Annotated in this window: 14 protein-coding genes; 10 read left to right on the forward strand and 4 right to left on the reverse strand. The window is 62.0% G+C overall.

Annotated features, from left to right (window positions below):
- Positions 1-619 precede the first annotated feature (619 nt).
- Positions 620-1,843, forward strand: a complete 1,224-nt coding sequence (locus A9K65_RS36190; protein WP_224655955.1) for a hypothetical protein — start codon at positions 620-622, stop codon at positions 1,841-1,843.
- Between the two features lie 557 nt (positions 1,844-2,400).
- Here A9K65_RS36190 and A9K65_RS30245 read toward each other — a convergent pair.
- The 4 genes from A9K65_RS30245 to panB form a co-directional block, all read right to left on the reverse strand.
- Positions 2,401-3,036 (reverse strand): acyl-homoserine-lactone synthase, encoded by a 636-nt coding sequence (locus tag A9K65_RS30245; RefSeq protein ID WP_064993291.1) that lies wholly within the window; start codon positions 3,034-3,036, stop codon positions 2,401-2,403.
- A gap of 94 nt (positions 3,037-3,130) precedes the next feature.
- Positions 3,131-3,856 carry a LuxR family transcriptional regulator gene (locus A9K65_RS30250; protein ID WP_064993292.1) on the reverse strand — a complete coding sequence of 242 codons (726 nt, stop codon included), beginning with the start codon at positions 3,854-3,856 and terminating at the stop codon, positions 3,131-3,133.
- A gap of 159 nt (positions 3,857-4,015) precedes the next feature.
- On the reverse strand, positions 4,016-4,879 hold the full coding sequence (gene panC / locus A9K65_RS30255; protein ID WP_064993293.1) for a pantoate--beta-alanine ligase: 864 nt from the start codon (positions 4,877-4,879) through the stop codon (positions 4,016-4,018).
- A complete protein-coding gene (gene panB, locus A9K65_RS30260) occupies positions 4,876-5,712 on the reverse strand; it encodes a 3-methyl-2-oxobutanoate hydroxymethyltransferase (RefSeq protein ID WP_064993294.1) in 837 nt (278 codons plus the stop codon). The genes panC and panB overlap by 4 nt, the downstream gene beginning before the upstream one ends.
- Positions 5,713-5,885: 173 nt before the next feature.
- Here panB and A9K65_RS30265 point away from each other — a divergent pair, with 173 nt between their 5' ends.
- From A9K65_RS30265 to A9K65_RS30305, 9 genes are all read left to right on the forward strand, one after another.
- Positions 5,886-6,848: a hypothetical protein gene (locus A9K65_RS30265; protein WP_064993295.1), complete on the forward strand. Its 963-nt coding sequence runs from the start codon at positions 5,886-5,888 to the stop codon at positions 6,846-6,848.
- Between the two features lie 64 nt (positions 6,849-6,912).
- Positions 6,913-7,887, forward strand: coding sequence for a quinolinate synthase NadA (gene nadA / locus A9K65_RS30270; RefSeq protein WP_064993296.1), 975 nt, complete (start codon positions 6,913-6,915; stop codon positions 7,885-7,887).
- A complete protein-coding gene (locus A9K65_RS30275; RefSeq protein ID WP_064993297.1) occupies positions 7,884-9,431 on the forward strand; it encodes an L-aspartate oxidase in 1,548 nt (515 codons plus the stop codon). The genes nadA and A9K65_RS30275 overlap by 4 nt, the downstream gene beginning before the upstream one ends.
- Positions 9,428-10,306, forward strand: coding sequence for a carboxylating nicotinate-nucleotide diphosphorylase (gene nadC / locus A9K65_RS30280; RefSeq protein ID WP_064993298.1), 879 nt, complete (start codon positions 9,428-9,430; stop codon positions 10,304-10,306). The genes A9K65_RS30275 and nadC overlap by 4 nt, the downstream gene beginning before the upstream one ends.
- Before the next feature lie 190 nt (positions 10,307-10,496).
- The gene (gene bioB / locus A9K65_RS30285; protein ID WP_064993299.1) at positions 10,497-11,507 is read left to right on the forward strand and encodes a biotin synthase BioB; all 1,011 of its coding nucleotides are present in this window, start codon (positions 10,497-10,499) and stop codon (positions 11,505-11,507) included.
- Positions 11,504-12,646, forward strand: a complete 1,143-nt coding sequence (locus A9K65_RS30290; protein ID WP_064993300.1) for an 8-amino-7-oxononanoate synthase — start codon at positions 11,504-11,506, stop codon at positions 12,644-12,646. Before bioB ends, A9K65_RS30290 begins: the two co-directional genes overlap by 4 nt.
- Complete coding sequence (gene bioD, locus A9K65_RS30295; RefSeq protein ID WP_064993301.1) at positions 12,643-13,278, forward strand: dethiobiotin synthase; 636 nt, start codon at positions 12,643-12,645, stop codon at positions 13,276-13,278. The genes A9K65_RS30290 and bioD overlap by 4 nt, the downstream gene beginning before the upstream one ends.
- On the forward strand, positions 13,278-14,543 hold the full coding sequence (locus tag A9K65_RS30300; protein WP_064993302.1) for an adenosylmethionine--8-amino-7-oxononanoate transaminase: 1,266 nt from the start codon (positions 13,278-13,280) through the stop codon (positions 14,541-14,543). The genes bioD and A9K65_RS30300 overlap by 1 nt, the downstream gene beginning before the upstream one ends.
- On the forward strand, positions 14,540-15,523 hold the full coding sequence (locus tag A9K65_RS30305; RefSeq protein ID WP_064993303.1) for a beta-ketoacyl-ACP synthase III: 984 nt from the start codon (positions 14,540-14,542) through the stop codon (positions 15,521-15,523). Before A9K65_RS30300 ends, A9K65_RS30305 begins: the two co-directional genes overlap by 4 nt.
- Positions 15,524-15,529: the final 6 nt, after the last annotated feature.

Genomic DNA, 15,529 nt, shown 5'->3' on the forward strand with positions numbered 1-15,529 from the left:
TTGGCGTTTGCGGCTGCGCTCTACGGCCTTAACGCGCGAGTTCGACATGCCTGATTGGTTGCCTGGCCTGAATTGCGTAACCCATTGTCAGCCCAGGTAAGGGAATCGACTCACTATCGGTCAGGGGCAATTCAGGAGAATCTTGGCCACCGCTTCAGCATGAGCGGCCATTAGGCGGGGACTCTATTCTCCAGCTTCTGACATCCGCAAAGGAGGGTATCGCATTCGCGATCGAGGGCCGAAGGTCTCTCGGTGGCACCGGCTGCGCCAAACCATACCTTAGCAAGCCAGGCCGAAGCGCTCTGTCAGTTGGCATGGCTTTTGCGCTTGAACCGTCCAAGCCGACGGGCGCTTTGCATCTACGGTATGGATGAACACCATGCATAGAATCAGTTTTGTCGATCGTACCCGAACCGACATAAGCGACAGCACCTGCGGTGCATCGGCCCGTATCGCTGCTTCAATCGCTGAGGCACGAAACGTCCGAGTCGGGCAACGGCACGCCCGGGAGTCTGAGGCGGCATCGAGGAGTTCAACCAATCGGCGTCGGCGGTCAAGGACGCCGCGACCTGATCAGACATTCGAGAGCGCCGTCCTTTGCGAAAAGATGGAGAAGCCGTTGAAGCTTGCCGGTAAAACCGTTGTCGTAACCGGTGTCTGCTCCGGGGTCGGCGCCGAAGTCGCCCGTCTCGCCCGGTGCGAAGGCGTGCGTCTTATTGGAGTCGATCTGGAGGATCCCGTCGTGATGCTGGACGCGTTCTTTCGCATCGATCAGGATTCTCCCGAAGAAATTGATGCAGCGCTTACCCAGTTCCCCGAACGCATCGACGGCCTCGTCAATGCCGCAGGCGTCTCGGGCACGCTGGATCGGGACATTGTCGCACGCGTGAATTATCTCGGGATACGTCATCTGTCACATGCACTTGCCTTCCGAATGCCCGAGGCCTCTTCGATCGTGAATTTCGCCTGCCTGCATGACCCCGAATGGCCCAAGCGGGTTGATCTGCATAAGGAACTTGCCGCTACTCAGAGCTTTACGGATGGACTGGCTTGGCCGGCCGCCAGCCCGGTGCCGCAGGAACCTGCTATCGCTATTTCAGGCGCCAGCATTGACTGGATACAACTGGCCGGCGGCCTGATCTTCGCCGCGCTCATGGCATACCCGCCAGCGAAGACCGCCGCCGGGTCATCAGACCTGACGGCAACTCCATTCGACTTGACGATCGCGAAATGGATGCGATGGCGGACAATTCACAAACGAGCACAAGGAAATCCTTACATGAGATCCTCACCGAAAGAGACCGCCACCGCGGCCATCCCGATTCATCGAGTGCATCCCCCGTCTTTCTGGAAGGGGATGATCCTTGCTGCGACCGTGATCGTCCTCGTACCGAGTAGTCAGGTTTCGGCTAAGGGCAAGGGACAAACCGTTCACCACATAGATCAGGCAGCCTCAGTTGGTTGGGAGAGGAAGAAGATGGAAGAACTTCCGGCGGGAACAAAGTTCAACCACGCTAACAGGGATGGGGTGTGGGGCGGTCGCGGGCAAAGCGGGCACACGGGCGACGCAATTTGGATGACCTCAGAAAACGATGTAAACACGGCACGCGGCTATGCAGGTAGTTCTGGAAAGTACTTTGTTGTCGAGGCGAAAGAGCCCCTGAAATTAGCGGTCATGGACGAGCAGGGTAATCAAGTGTTCCCCGATGAACTAGGCGCATGGGCTCCCTTGGCGCAGAGATACGGCTTGGATGGAGTGAAGACGGAATATGGAAGCTCGTACGAGGTGATTTTATTTCACAGAAGCAAGATTGCACCTGTGGAAGAACGTGGTTTCGATTAGCACAGACGCCAGCGCACGACGCCATCGAGATAGGTGCCGTCCTCGTTGAGGGGGATGAAGTTTGCGAGTTCGGTCATGGTCTGTGTCCTGAGTGTGTGTTTCCCGACGGGAAAGCCCTTTCGAGCGAAGCCTCCCCGGTCTTTCCGGGGGGATGGCGAGAGCCCGCCCCACTGCGGCGGGCGGGACTGTCAAGTGGCGTGGTGCGGAAGGTGGGGGACCTTCTCGGTCCGCTCGCGGACTGGGCAGAAGATTTTCCACCTTCACGGGCCGCTTGACCGGCCCGGCCGGCGATGCCCCCTCCTCGTCATCGCGCAGTGGCGCGCTGCATCGCTTCACGTAGGTATCAAAGCCGTAAGGCTGATTCCTTTAGTAGCTCCGTTGGAAAGCGCGCGGGCGGTGATTGAGGTCAGCTTCCTGTTGCGCACCGCTCCCTTGCTGGAGCCGCCAGCCTTCGCCGCAATATGGACCCCCCGGACCGTCGATAGAGGCCTCATGTGAGCTTCTGAAACGCCTTTGGCCAACGGCAGCGCGATGACGCCTTCAAGCGTGGGAAGATCTTAAGCGTATGCCGACAGGCCGAGAACCGGCTGCCATAATACAGGTCCGTTCAAACGTCCCCTCCAGCGGATGCGCATGAGGCTAGCGTGCGAAACCTCGAGAAAGCCGGCGACCGCCTCCGTGTTGCCCACCGCCTTGGGATGCCCGATGCGCGCCAACGGCCAAGTTGCAAGACGCAGGATCCGTTCCATGCGCGTATCGGTCACTGTCACGATCCGAGTGAGTTCGTTCGACAAGCCGAATTCGATCATGCCCGCGAATAGCTCGTAGGTTGCTTGGGCCAGCCCTCCAGCCTTGGGCGTTGATGCAGGGAGATCGAGTGCGAAACGACTGCTCTCCCAAATGCGGGCACTCGCTGGCGCCGCGGTCTCGCCAAGCAGCATCGGAAACGTGTCGCGCAACATTGTCGGTCCCGTCGTCGGCAAAAAACGGACGCAACCGCGAATGCGCCAGTCGGATCCTTTGAGAAGGAGATAGACGGGCCTCAGCCCGTCATATGCGTCTGTTTCCAGTTCCTCTTCGGTCTGAACATCCCAATCCAGCCTTTCCTTGAAAACGCGATGCCTCAGTCCGTACATTTCTTTGAGCTCGCTTGAAAACTCATCGTAGAGCTCAGGTGTGATTAGCTGCATCATTTGTCGCCTCCGTGCAGGATGTGGTCCCGCCATCGAAGAGCAAAGCCGACAATCATGCAGCCTGTAGACCTTTACAGGTATCCGCAGAAAGGAATCAGGATCTCGAATGTCGGGAAGAAGCCAGCCGTGCTACGGCTTGGTTGATGGTTCGCACGCCAAGTTTTGCCTTGGCGTTTTCCAGATGGAAGGTCACGGTTCGTTTCGAGACGCTGAGAATCTGGCTGATATCCCAGGCCGACTTGCCGTCCGCCGCCCATTTCAAGCATTCGAATTCTCGCGGGGTCAGGATTACGCCATTGACCACGCAATCTTCGGCGAGCCTGCGCCGGGCAAATATATGAAAGCTGATCGCGACCAGCTGCAATGCTTGCTCGTACCGTGTCAGTGACCGCAAGAGAGGCGGACGGGGCTGGTCGGAAGCCAAGGTCAGCGCAGCAAAGCGGCCGCGATGGTCATGTATCGACATGGTCAACCCGGAACGAATGCCAAATCGAGCTGCTTCTTCCAGAATCCGTTGCTGTGAAGCCGGGAGATGTTGCCGAGCTAAATCCACACCCCAATCAAAGGTGTCCCAGCCTTGAAGCCCGCGCAGGATCACCGGATCATGCCTGTGGTAGCGCAATTGCATATAGCGCGATGTCCAGGATGGGGGATAATTCGAAATCAAGCGCGGCTTCCGGCCGGAAGCTGACGGGCAACTGAAATAGGCAAAGAGCGGAAAGTCTAACGCGGCTGCGGCAGACGCCATTGTCTCACACAGATCGACAGCATCGACGCTTTCGGAGAGTTGCTCGAGGAAATTTTCAAACACGCGATGCATCTGCGCTTTGCATAAACCTCCGTGCCGTTGCTCGGCGCAGACCTTCGTCTAAATGATTGGCGATCCATTCGACGTTTGCGAGCTGGTCGGCTTAATCGCGGGCATTGCTCTGCTCCTGGTCAATGAGCCTGTTGTGCGGCGATGCAGCGCCGCGAGCCTCTAATTTGTTGCACCAATTGGTGACATTCCTATGTTGTCGATAAGCCGTATGTCGCCTAGCCATGCCGCGACAAGCAAGCGTGCCGGTTGGTCAAGGCTCGTCAGCGGTTGCAGATCTGCCTCGCGGCGAAGTTCCAGGTACTCGACTTCGCGATAGCCGGCAGCCAGGATTGCTGCGCGCGCTTCCGCAAGAGTGGGAAGGACAGGAGCGCCGCGCGCAAGCCGATCGGCCACCCCCAGCAAGACCGCTGCCAACTTTGGGGCAATGGCGCGCTGTGCTGGCGAGAGCCGAAGATTGCGCGAGGACAGTGCAAGACCGTCGGCTTCGCGGATTGTCGGACAGGCCAGGATGGTGATTGGAATGTCCAGGTCGCCGACCATGCGCCTGACCAGCTGAAGCTGCTGAAAGTCCTTTTCGCCAAAACAGGCCAAGTCAGCGCCGGTCTGCAGGAAGAGCTTGGAAACGACTGTCGCCACGCCGTCGAAATGGCCCGGCCGAAAGCTGCCGCACAGGCCCTCGCTGATGCCGGACACCGAAATGCTCGTGGCGAAGCCTGGCGGATACATCTCTTCTGCATCCGGCAGATAGAGCAAATGCACGCCGAGCGGCGCAAGCCTTGCAGCATCTTGGTTTTCCGTGCGAGGATAGGCATCAAGATCGGTGGCACTGTTGAATTGCTTGGGGTTGACGAACAGCGTCACGACTACCCGATCGGCCTTCTGAAGCGCAGCACGCACGAGACTGAGATGACCTTCATGCAAGGCCCCCATGGTCGGTACAAGGGCGACCTTGGCGCCTGAGCGACGCCATCGCGCGGTAACAGCGCGGAGCTCGGCAGTGCTTCGAACGATCGGCACGCTCATGTGACGTCTCCGGCCCTCGCCTCGTGTGTGTAGAGATGTTCCGCCGCCGGAAAGCACCGTCTCCTGACGTCAGCGGCATAAGCCGCAATCGCTGCATCGGCCTGTTCGCCAAGTTCGGCGTAGCGCTTGACGAATTTCGGCCGGAAGGAGCTGAAAAGCCCGAGCATATCGTCGCTCACCAGAATCTGGCCGTCGCAGGCGAGTGAGGCGCCGATGCCGATGGTGGGGACGGCGATCTCCGCAGTGATGCGTTTTGCGAGGGGTTCGGGCACCTTCTCCAGCACCACGGAGAATGCGCCGGCCTCCGTAACCGCATTGGCATCGCGCCTGATGCGCTCGGCATCTTCTCCCCGCCCCTGGACGCGGTAGCCACCGAGCGTATTGACCGCCTGAGGCGTTAAACCGACATGCGCCATGACAGGGATGCCGCGGGCGCAGAGGAAGCGGATGGTCTCGGCCATTTTCTCACCGCCTTCGAGCTTCACAGCCGCACAACCGGTCTGCGCCATCAGGCGCGCAGCGTTGCCGAAGGCCTGCACGGGGCTCTCTTCATAGGAGCCGAATGGCAGGTCAACGACCATCAATGATCGCACCAGACCGCGGCGCACCGCCTGGCCGTGCATGATCATCATGTCGAGAGTGACGCCCAGCGTCGATGAGAGGCCGTGCAATACCATGCCAACGCTGTCGCCAACGAGAACGACGTCGCAGTGTGGATCAACCAATCTGGCTATCGGCGTGGTGTATGCCGTCAGGCAGACGAGTGGAGCCTGGCCTTTCCGCGCGCTGATATCCGGCGGTGTGATCGCCTTTGTCTCACCCGTTGCACTCAACGATGCATCCTTCCCTAGCGTTACCCCCCGCGGGTGTCGCGTTTGGCATATTTTTGTGCGAGTGCGAAGTGCAAAAAAGATCGTCCAGCTGTGCGGTGTTGACGTTCGTGCAGCAACGCTTAAATTCAATCGATTGATAACCCCGAATTCGGGAACAACTCACCTTCGCGAACATGAACCATCAGGCAAAAGGAACCAGAAAAGGCAGAGCCGCGGTCAAGGCCGACGAAGCAAAAGTGGACCTGATCGCCGTTGTCGTCGCCGTAACTGACAGTGATCCCTGTCTTCTCACCATCGGGAACGCGGATACCCTTCCGTCCGGCCCCTATGCGCTGGAGCATCGATCGCTGCAATCAGGTCTGAGGGGTTGGGTCGAGCAACAGACCGGCCACCCGCTCGGCTATATCGAGCAGCTCTACACCTTCGCCGATCGGGACCGCATAGGTGCCGAGCCCCAGGAACGCGCCATCTCAATCAGCTATCTCGCACTCACTCGCAAGGAACAGGCAGCGGGCTCCGCTAGTTGTGGGTGGCGCAGTTGGTACGAGTATTTGCCCTGGGAAGATCATCGCTCCGGCACGCCGGTGGTGCTCGATATCTTACGACCACGCCTGAGTGAGTGGGCTGAGGGCGCCAGCGACGCCACCACGCGACGCGAACGCCTGCAGCGCGCCGCGATTGCCTTCGGTTTCGACCACCGCAATTGGAATGAGGAACTCACCCTACAGCGTTATGAGTTGCTCTATGAATCTGCCCTGATCGAAGAGGCTGGCCGCGGGCGGGACGCAACGCCTGCGGTGACATCTGGCAAGGCAATGGTCGCTGACCATCGACGAATCCTGGCGACGGGCATTGCGCGGCTACGCTCCAAGATCAAATACCGGCCGGTGGTTTTCGAGCTCATGAGGCCGTCCTTCACGCTGCTTCAGCTGCAGCGGACCGTGGAGGCCCTCGCCGGGAGGCTCATCAACAAGCCGAATTTCCGCAGGCTTGTTGAGCAGCAAGAGTTGGTCGAGGAAACTGGCGAGACCTCCCTCGAGACGGGCGGGCGACCGGCAAAGCTCTATCGGTTCCGGCATGCCGTCCTCGACGACAGGGCTGGGGCCGGGACAAAATTGCCGCTCGCGCGGGCTTGACATACTTATAGTCAAGGTAGACATATTCCCCTTATTGTCAGATCGAATATAAGCGGAGGCGCTGATGACTGGGGCGTTACCTACGGCTGCGTCCCTGTACGAGCGCGTCCGGCGGGTGATTCCGCCAGTCGAATGGCCGGCGTTTACCGACGACCTTGAAGCCATCCTTGCGCTGAAGCGCGATCGAAACGCGGTCATCCTTGCGCACAACTACCAAACGCCGGAGATCTTCCATTGCGTGGCCGACATCGTCGGCGACAGCCTCGCACTGGCCCGCAAGGCGGCCACGGTCGAGGCGCAGGTCATCGTGGTTGCCGGCGTGCATTTCATGGCCGAGACGGCCAAGCTGCTCAATCCTAACAAGATGGTCCTCATTCCGGACCTCCGCGCCGGTTGCTCGCTGGCCGAATCCATCACGGCAGAGGACGTGCGGCAGCTACGGCAGCGCTATCCGGGGGTCCCGGTTGTCACCTACGTCAACACTTCGGCAGCGGTAAAAGCGGAGTCGGACATCTGCTGCACCTCGGGCAATGCCCGCGCGGTGGTGGAATCTCTCGGCGTGCCGCGCGTGATCATGGTGCCCGATCAATACCTGGCGATAAACGTTGCGGCGGACACGGATGTCGAGATCATCGCCTGGAAGGGCCACTGCGAAGTGCATGAGCGCTTCACGTCGACCGACATCCGGGAATTGCGCGATGCACATCCTGGGGTCATCGTGCTCGCCCATCCAGAATGCCCGCCCGAGATTGTCACACAAGCGGAATTCTCCGGCTCGACTGCGGCCATGTTGGATTATGTCGAGCGGGAGAAACCAGCGCGCGTCGTCCTGCTGACCGAATGTTCGATGAGCGACAATGTCGCGGTCGCGCATCCCGAAATCGAGTTCATCCGCCCTTGCAATCTCTGCCCGCACATGAAGCGCATCACCTTGGCCAACATCCGCGCCGCGCTCGAAGAGAACCGGCATGAGGTTCGGATCGCCGCCGGGATTGCAGAGCGCGCGCGCCACTCAGTCGAGCGAATGCTTTCCATATGAGCCTCGACGTTCATGACATTGGCGGGGCACCGGTGATCATCGGCTCTGGTTTGGCAGGCCTGATGACCGCGCTCCATCTGGCGCCGGAACCGGTTGTGCTTCTATCTAATGCGGGGCTGGGAACCGGAGCCTGCAGCGAGCTCGCCCAAGGCGGTCTTGCTGCAAGTGTCGGCGGCGAAGACAGTCCCGAACTTCATCTTTGTGACACCCTGGCGGCCGGCGACGGCCTCTGCGACGAGGCAACGGTGCGGCGAGTGGTCCGAGCTGCACCTGAAGCGATCAGGACTCTAGAGCGGTTTGGAGTCGCATTCGACCGACGCGCTGATGGCGCCTTGCGGCTGGGGCTCGAGGCGGCGCACTCGCAGCGGCGGATCGTGCATGCGGCGGGCGATGCCACCGGTCGCGAACTGGTGCGCGCGCTGGTCGCGGCAGCACGGCGCACAGCCTCCATCACTGTCCTGGAAAACGTCGAGGCCCGCCGGCTTGTCGTGGAAGACGGGGCGATCATCGCCGTGGTCGCGGCCGGGTGCACGGGCGCAATCGCCTTGCCAACGCGCCGCGCGGTGCTGGCGACCGGCGGCATCGGCGCCTTGTTCAGCGAGACGACAAACCCGCCTGGCTCATGTGGACAGGGGCTCGCGCTCGCCGCTTGTGCCGGGGCGGAGTTCGCCGACCTGGAATTCGTGCAATTCCACCCGACCGCCCTCGAGGGCCCGCGGCGGCCGATGCCGCTGGTGAGCGAGGCGGTGCGTGGCGAGGGTGCTGTGCTCGTCGACGAGCAGGGAGAGCGTTTCCTGGGTGATACCCCAGGGGGCGAGCTTGCGCCTCGCGACGTGGTTGCGCGCGCGGTTTGGCGCCAACTCGCTCTCGGACGCCGTGTGTTTCTTGACGCCAGGCAATGTCTGGGTCCCAGATTTGACAAGCGCTTTCCGGCGATCGCCGATTTGTGCCGCCAGGCCGGCATCGATCCGGCGACCGACCTGATCCCGGTGCGCCCGGCCGCACATTATCACATGGGCGGTGTTGCAGTAGACGCTGCGGGCCGCAGCTCCATCGAGGGACTGTGGGCATGCGGCGAGGTCGCTTGCACGGGTCTGCACGGCGCGAACCGGCTCGCCAGCAACTCGCTTATCGAAGCAGTGGTGACGGCGAGCTGGGTTGCTGAAAGCGTCGCCGACGCATCACACACCCGGCGACCACGCGTGTGTTCGGCATTCGTGCCTCAACGGCCGGACGCCTCCGGCATCCGTCCAATCGTCTCCGCCGCGCTCGGCATCGTCCGCGACGGCGAGACGCTACGCGACGGGGTGGCTACCCTGTTGCCGGTTGCAGCTCACGACAGCGCGGCGTCTGACCCCGCCATGGTCGCGCTGATGATCGCCATTGCGGCTCTGCGGCGCGAAGAGAGCCGCGGCTCGCACTATCGTTCCGATTTCGCCGGACGCGATGCAGATGCGCGCCAGTCACGACTGACACTGCGCAGCGCAATACAGACCGCCGTCGCACTCAGCTGGCGAGCGCCGATGCGGAGTACCCTGACATGAAATTCTCACCGCTTCCCTCAACCCTGATCGAACCGATCGTGCGCGGTGCTCTTCTCGAAGACCTGGGCAGATGCGGCGATCTGACCAGCGAGGCCGTGATCCCGCGCGATCGCACCGCCACGTTGGTGCTGAAGTCGCGACAAACGGGGATCGTTGCCGGGCTCGATCTGGCCGCCTTCGCCTTCATGCTCGTCGAACCTGCGATCGACATGCAAATCTGGAGAGTTGACGGCAGCGATGTCGCGGGGGGCGAAATCATCGCCATGCTGTGCGGACCGGCGCGGGGCCTGCTCACCGCCGAGCGCACGGCGCTCAATTTTCTGTGTCATCTAAGCGGCATTGCCACTGCCACGGCAGCGATGGTCGAAGCCGTGCGTGGCCACAAGGCGAGGATCGTGTGCACGCGAAAGACGACGCCCGGCCTGCGCGCGCTGGAGAAATATGCGGTACGCGTCGGCGGCGGCGCCAATCACCGCTTCGGGCTCGACGACGCCTTCCTGATCAAGGACAACCACATCGCGATCGCCGGCGACATTCGCACGACAATAGAGCGGGCGCGCGCTGCCGCGGGGCACATGGTGAAGATCGAGGTCGAGGTCGAGACCCTCGAGCAGCTCGATACAGCGCTCACGCTGGGGGTCGACGCGGTGTTGCTCGACAACATGTCGGTTGAGGACCTTGCCCGCGCCGTGGCAATGGTTGGGGGCCGCGCCGTCACGGAGGCTTCCGGCCGGGTGACACCGAAAATGGCACCGGCGATTGCTGCGACGGGTGTTGATCTCATCTCGGTCGGATGGCTGACACACAGCGCGCCCATTCTCGACATCGGCCTGGACATGCCAACTCGCGGGAACATCAGCACTCATTTGAACTAACGGGAAACACAATGGGGAGCAACGTGCTCGGGCTGCGCGCACCAAAAGGCGCGAAAGAGCACGCTTCATGCGGCTCACCCTTCATTACTTCCGGATCCCAATATTGCGCCCACCGACGAGCCAATCGGAAGGGGCTCCCACTCGACGGACTGGTGAGTGCGCTCGCTGATCGGCAATAGAGGCTTTGACGATGACAACGGAAATGAACGAGGAGTGCGACTCGGACTTTGCCACGCAGTCGATGGAGGCAGCACTAGCCCGATGGAGCCGCAAAGAGGCCGAGGCTATATACGGAATGCCGTTCAACGATCTGCTCTTCTTGGCGCAGACGGTCCATCGCCAGAACTTCGATCGCAACCGGGTGCAGCTGTCGCGGCTTCTCAGCATCAAGACCGGCGGATGCCCGGAGGATTGCGGCTATTGCAGCCAGTCTGCGCATCACCAAACCGGCCTGAAGGCCTCGAAGCTGATGGAGGTCAAACATGTCGTCGAGGAGGCGACCAAGGCACGAGATGCTGGCGCAACCCGCTATTGCATGGGCGCTGCCTGGCGCAGTCCGAAGGAGCGCGACATGGACGCCGTGCTCGCCATGATCGAAGGCGTGAAGGCGCTCGGCCTGGAGACCTGCATGACTCTCGGCATGCTCGACCTCAGCCAGGCGCAGCGCCTGAAGGCGGCCGGTCTCGACTACTACAACCACAACATCGACACCTCTGCGCGCTATTACGGCAAGGTCGTTTCGACCAGGACCTTTGCCGACCGGCTGGAAACGCTTGGGCGCGTGCGCGAGGCTGGGATCAAGGTCTGCTGCGGCGGCATTGTCGGGATGGGAGAGGAAAAGGCCGATCGCATGGACATGCTGGTGACGCTGGCGAACCTGCCCGAGCCGCCCGAAAGCGTGCCGATCAACATGCTGATCCCCATCAGGGGGACGCCGCTCGCCGATGCCGAACCCATCGATCCGATCGATTTCATCCGCACCATTGCGCTCGCCCGGATCATGATGCCGAAGTCTGATGTAAGGCTCTCCGCCGGCAGGACGGCGATGAGCGACGAGACCCAGGCGCTGTGCTTCTTTGCCGGCGCCAATTCCATTTTTGTCGGCGACACGCTGCTGACTGCGGACAATCCCGGAGAGGACAAGGATACTCGTCTATTTAGACGTCTGGGCATCGAACCGATGCGAGGCGAGGCGAAATGAACGAGCCACCGCTCGCCCGCTTTGAAGCAACCTTGCAGGGGTTGGCACGCAAGGACCGGCTGCGCGCACTGGCGCCGCGGGTCGGGCTCGACTTCTCGTCCAACGATTATCTCGGGCTTGCTGCCTTCAAGAGACTTGGCGATGCAGTCGCGGCGGCAATCGAGCGGGGCACCCCTGTGGGCGCTACCGGATCGCGGCTTCTGCGCGGCAACGCGCCGGAGCATGAGGCGCTGGAGTCAGATGCTGCCGCGTTCTTCGGGGCCGAACGGGCGCTGTTCTTCGGCAGCGGCTACATGGCCAACTTCGCCCTCCTGAGCACCCTGGTGAAGAAGGGCGACCTGTTGATCCTCGATGAACTCGCCCATGCCAGCATGCATGAAGGGGCCCGGGCAGGACGCGCCGAGTTCAGGCTGGTGGCACACAATGACATTGATGCTTTTGAGGACGCGATCAGGCGCTGGCGCGCCGAAGGCGGCATTGGCCGCATCTGGATCGGCGTTGAAAGCCTCTACAGCATGGATGGCGACTGCGCGCCGATGGAGAGCCTGGTTGAGCTTGCCGATCGGCACGAGGCCTTCATACTGGTCGACGAGGCACATGCCACAGGTGTCTGGGGACCGGGGGGCCGCGGGCTGGCCGCCGCGTTCGAGGGCCGCGACAACATCGTGGCTCTCCATACATGCGGCAAGGCACTCGGCGCATCGGGCGCGCTCGTCACCGGGCCGCGAGTGCTGTGCGACTATATTGTCAATCGCTGCCGTCCGTTTATCTACGCCACCGCACCATCGCCGCTGATGGCAGTGGCTGCGCGCGAAGCGCTCGCAATGCTGGTCGACGAGCCGATGCGCCGCGTTGATTTGCACGAGCACGTTGCCTTCGCAAGCCGGCAACTGGCCGAGCATTGCGGAGCCAAGCCCAGCGGTTCGCAGATCCACCCATTTGTCATTGGGGACGTGGCGCGCACCATGGCTGTCGCGGCGGCTCTGCAGGCTCGCGGCTTCGACTTACGCGGCATTCGTCCGCCGGCGGTGCCGGAGGGTACCTCGCGGCTGCGCATTTCGCTGACGCTCAACGTGGGCAAGGCTGACATTCGCGTCATGGTCGAGACGCTTGCCGAAGTATTGGCCACCACGGCATGAGCAAGCGCATCGTCGTCACGGGAACCGATACGGGAATTGGCAAAACCGTTTTCGCCGCGGGGCTCGCAGGTCTGCTCGACGGCTTCTACTGGAAGCCGGTCCAATCGGGTCTCGAAGGTGAGACCGACAGTGAGGTGGTCGAACGGCTCGCTGGCCTGCCATCGGGGCGGGTGCTGCCGGAGGCCCACCGCTTGAGGAGCCCCTTGTCGCCGCACCGTTCAGCCGAAATCGACGGTGTCTCGATCGAGCCTGCCGATCTTTCATTTCCGGTCCTGCCCACACCGCTCGTCATCGAAGGCGCTGGCGGACTGATGGTGCCGATCAATCGACAGACAAGATTCATTGACATCTTCGCTGAATGGCGGCTGCCGGTGATCCTGTGCGCCCGCACTGAACTCGGCACGATCAACCACAGCCTGCTGTCGATCGAAGCCCTGCGGGCTCGCTCGATCCCGCTGATCGGCGTTGTCTTCATCGGTGAAGAGGCGGCCGATACGCAAAAGACAATCACCGAGTTGGGCGCGGTGCGTCAGCTCGGCAGACTGCCACACCTCGCTCCGCTCACGAGCGAAACTCTGAGAAAGGCGATGTTTGCAAGCTTCGACCTTGCGCAGATGGCTGGAGGCGAGTGATGCCGCGGTCGCGCGTCTGGCATCCCTTCACCCAGCACGCGATCGAGCCGCCCATGCTGTCCGTCGTCCGCACCGACGGAGCTTGGCTGGAGACGAATGACGGAAGGCGTATCCTCGACGCAATCTCCTCCTGGTGGGTGGTCACTCACGGGCACCGCCAGCCACGGATCATGGAAGCGATCCGGATTGCGACCGAGATGCTTGACCAGGTGATCTTCGCCGGCCTCACCCATGAGCCGGCAGAGCAATTGGCGTCGGCGCTGATCGAAATGGTGCCGCCAGGCCTCGACTGGGTCTTTTATTCCGACAGCGGCTCCACGAGCGTTGAAGTCGCACTGAAGATGGCGCTCGGCTATTTCCGCAACACAGGCGCGCCGCGCTCGCGCATCGTCGCCATGGAACACAGCTATCATGGCGACACGATCGGCACGATGAGCGTCGGCGCCCGGGGCGTGTTCAATGCCGCCTACGAACCGCTGTTGTTCGAGGTCGACACCATTCCTTTTCCGGCCGCGGGGCGGGAGCAGGAAACGCTGGATCGTTTCGAGACCCTGTCTCTTGACCGCCGCGCCGCCGCGCTGATCATCGAGCCGCTCGTGCTTGGCGCCGGCGGCATGCTGATGTATCCGGCCTGGGTGCTGGCGGAATTGAAGCGGATCGCTGAAGCGTCCGGCACGCTCTTGATCGCCGACGAAGTGATGACCGGCTGGGGGCGCACCGGAACCATGTTCGCCTGCGAGCAGGCATCGATCTCACCGGACATATTGTGCACCTCGAAGGGCTTGACTGGCGGCGCCGTCCCGCTGGCAGCCACGCTCGCCAGCGATGCCATCTTCGAGGCCCACTACTGCGTGGACCGAAAGAAGACCTTTTTCCACTCAAGTTCCTACACCGCCAATCCGATCGCCTGCGCGGCCGCGCTTGCCAATGTCGAGGTCTGGCGGTGCGAGCCGGTCGCCAAGCGGATTGCGGCCTTAAGTGCGAGACAGGCCGATGGCCTGCAACGCTTCCAAAACAATCCCTTCTTCGCCGAGGGCCGAGCAAACGGCACGATCCTAGCCCTCGATCTGCGCACCGGCTCGGCCGGATATCTGGCGGAGATCGGGCCGAAACTGCGCGCTTTTTTCCTCGAACGTGGCATGCTGGTGCGCCCGCTCGGAAATGTCCTCTATCTTTTGCCGCCCTATTGCATCACCGGCGACGAACTGGACGGGCTCTATGACGCCATAGAGGAGGCCGGCGAACGCTTCGGTTCGCGATCATGATCCGGTCGTCGCGCATCGTCGGTTTCGGTCATCACGCGCCGGCGCGCAAGGTCAATAACGCGGAAATCGAAGGTCGTCTCGGGCTCGAACCCGGCTGGATCGAGCGGCGCACCGGGATACGGTCGCGCTTCTGGGCAACGGGCGAAGACACATTATCGGGCCTTGCCACGCGCGCCGGCGACATGGCGCTGGCGAATGCCGGTGTCGACCGTGACGATATCGGCCTGCTGTTGCTGGCCACGTCCACGCCCGACCATCTCCTGCCACCGAGCGCGCCGCTGGTGGCCCACCGGCTCGGGCTCGACCGCGCCGGTGCGATTGACCTGACGGGTGCCTGCGCCGGCTTCATCTATGCCTTGATGTTGGCGGATGGGTTCACCCGCCTCCATGGCAAAGCGAGCCTGGTGATTGCCGCCAATATCCTCAGCCGCCGCATCAATCCGGCCGAGCGCGCAAGCGCGGTGTTGTTTGCGGATGCCGCCGGCGCGGTGGTGGTTGCCCCGTGCAAAGAGCCGGACGGAGGCATTCTCGGCGCGGCGATGGCCTCGGACGGCTCGCGCTACGGGCTGATTCAGATTCCCGCCGGCGGCAGCAACACGCCGTTTCATGGCGAGCTGGACCTCGAGCAAACCCGTATGACCATCAGTGACGGGCGTGAAGTGTTCGCCAGGGCTGTAGAGATGATGACTGACTGCTCGAGAGGTGCGCTCACGGCCGCCCGAATGCCGCCGCAACACATCGATCGTTTCGTGCCGCACCAGGCCAATGCCCGGATCTTCGATGCGGTCGGCAGGAATCTGGGCATAGCGGATGAAGCAATTGTCAAGACGATTGCCGATTACGGCAACTCTTCGGCCGCGACGATCCCACTCTCGCTCTCGCTTTCGCATCGGGCGCAGCCGTTTCGGCCAGGCGAAAAGATTCTTCTTGCCGCGGCCGGTGCCGGTCTCAGCGGAGGCGCACTCGTCATAGGAATTTAGCCGTAC

Source organism: Mesorhizobium sp. WSM1497 (assembly GCF_001672455.2).
Lineage (GTDB): Bacteria > Pseudomonadota > Alphaproteobacteria > Rhizobiales > Rhizobiaceae > Mesorhizobium > Mesorhizobium ciceri.

Bases quoted from the DNA above. Each gene is read 5' to 3' on its own strand.
- panC (WP_064993293.1), bottom strand. From the start codon at position 4,879: ATGAGCGTGCCGATCGTTCGAAGCACTGCCGAGCTCCGCGCTGTTACC.
- A9K65_RS30265 (WP_064993295.1), top strand. From the start codon at position 5,886: ATGAACCATCAGGCAAAAGGAACCAGAAAAGGCAGAGCCGCGGTCAAG.
- A9K65_RS30275 (WP_064993297.1), top strand. From the start codon at position 7,884: ATGAGCCTCGACGTTCATGACATTGGCGGGGCACCGGTGATCATCGGC.
- bioB (WP_064993299.1), top strand. From the start codon at position 10,497: ATGACAACGGAAATGAACGAGGAGTGCGACTCGGACTTTGCCACGCAG.
- nadA (WP_064993296.1), top strand. From the start codon at position 6,913: ATGACTGGGGCGTTACCTACGGCTGCGTCCCTGTACGAGCGCGTCCGG.
- A9K65_RS30305 (WP_064993303.1), top strand. From the start codon at position 14,540: ATGATCCGGTCGTCGCGCATCGTCGGTTTCGGTCATCACGCGCCGGCG.
- A9K65_RS30300 (WP_064993302.1), top strand. From the start codon at position 13,278: ATGCCGCGGTCGCGCGTCTGGCATCCCTTCACCCAGCACGCGATCGAG.
- A9K65_RS30250 (WP_064993292.1), bottom strand. From the start codon at position 3,856: ATGCATCGCGTGTTTGAAAATTTCCTCGAGCAACTCTCCGAAAGCGTC.
- A9K65_RS30245 (WP_064993291.1), bottom strand. From the start codon at position 3,036: ATGATGCAGCTAATCACACCTGAGCTCTACGATGAGTTTTCAAGCGAG.
- A9K65_RS30290 (WP_064993300.1), top strand. From the start codon at position 11,504: ATGAACGAGCCACCGCTCGCCCGCTTTGAAGCAACCTTGCAGGGGTTG.
- bioD (WP_064993301.1), top strand. From the start codon at position 12,643: ATGAGCAAGCGCATCGTCGTCACGGGAACCGATACGGGAATTGGCAAA.
- nadC (WP_064993298.1), top strand. From the start codon at position 9,428: ATGAAATTCTCACCGCTTCCCTCAACCCTGATCGAACCGATCGTGCGC.